Origin of the sequence: Streptomyces sp. DH12 (genome assembly GCF_020873895.1) — a bacterium.
Lineage (GTDB): Bacteria > Actinomycetota > Actinomycetes > Streptomycetales > Streptomycetaceae > Streptomyces.
The window spans coordinates 1-498 of the sequence record NZ_JAHWGT010000739.1 but is presented as its reverse complement, the minus strand read 5'-3'; the positions used below and the strand labels follow the sequence as shown (position 1 = coordinate 498).

The 498-nt window shown below is 76.5% G+C and carries 1 protein-coding gene; it reads right to left on the bottom strand.

Features of this window, described 5'->3' with window-relative positions; all coding sequences use genetic code 11:
- Positions 1-34 precede the first annotated feature (34 nt).
- Positions 35-498: DUF4349 domain-containing protein (locus LPA54_RS36810; protein WP_228984840.1), on the bottom strand; the 464-nt coding region annotated here is incomplete at its 5' end.

Here is a 498-nt window from a genome sequence, read left to right as displayed (position 1 = left end):
CCCACGCTACGGGGGAGGGGCAGGGCGCGGTCGCTCAGGCCTCGCCGTTTCCGGCGTCCGGGGCGCGCCCCGGGACCGGCGGGGCGACGGGCAGCGAACCGCTGCCCGGGCCCGCCGTGCCGGAACCGCCGCCCGCCGCGGACTCCGGCCGCGGGCGGCGCGGCAGCCGGGGGCCGATCAGCCTGCTCCACACCAGGACGACCAGCGCCGCCACGGCCGCGAACGGCAGGATCGCGCCCAGCGCCAGCATCAGCCAGCGCAGCAGGGTCAGGAAGACGCCCCAGCCGCCTGCGAGCGCGTCCAGGAAACCGGGGTCGTCGTCAGCCTTCGCCGCCTTCTTCACCGGCGTCTCGGACAGCGTGAGCGTGATGGTGGCGAGGCTGGTGCGGTCCTTCAGGGACGCCTGCCGGGCGAGCAGCGACTCCAGGTCCGCCTGGCGGCTGCTCAGCTCGCCCTCCAGCGTCACCACGTCGCTGAGCCGGGTCGCCCGGTCCATCA